This is a genomic window from Phenylobacterium hankyongense, assembly GCF_003254505.1.
GTDB lineage: Bacteria > Pseudomonadota > Alphaproteobacteria > Caulobacterales > Caulobacteraceae > Phenylobacterium > Phenylobacterium hankyongense.
Genome location: NZ_QFYP01000006.1, coordinates 1 through 534 on the forward strand (window position 1 = coordinate 1; position 534 = coordinate 534).

A 534-nucleotide genomic window follows, 5' to 3' on the forward strand; every position below is an offset into this window, starting at 1 on the left:
GACAAGGGTCTGGTCCCTCTTACCGGCTCCAACGATGAGTCCTGGTGCCAAGGCCTTGACGGGCTCGCCTCCCGCTCCGCCGCCTACTACCAGCAAGGCGCTCGCTTCGCCAAATGGCGCACGGTGGTGAGCATTCCGAACGGGCCGTCGGCGCTGGCAGTGAAGGAAGCGGCGTGGGGGCTGGCCCGCTACGCCTCCATCTCGCAGGACAACGGACTGGTGCCGATCGTGGAGCCGGAGATCCTTCTCGACGGCGAGCACGGCATCGACCGCACCTTCGAGGTCGCGCAGCAGGTCTGGGCGGAGGTCTTCTTCTACCTCGCCCAGAACAACGTTCTCTTCGAGGGCATCCTTCTCAAGCCCAGCATGGTCACCCCCGGCGCCGAATGCAAGGACCGCGCAACCCCCGAGCAGGTCGCCGCCTACACCATCCGCCTCCTCCGCTCCCGCGTTCCCCCCGCCGTCCCCGGCATCATGTTCTTATCCGGAGGGCAATCGGAGGTGGAGGCGACGCTGAACCTGAACGCGATGAAC

The 534-nt window shown here is 66.3% G+C and carries 1 protein-coding gene; it reads left to right on the forward strand.

From position 1 onward, the window contains the following. Positions 1 to 534 (forward strand): class I fructose-bisphosphate aldolase (locus DJ021_RS18440; RefSeq protein ID WP_133255061.1); only part of this gene is annotated, 534 nt, incomplete at both ends.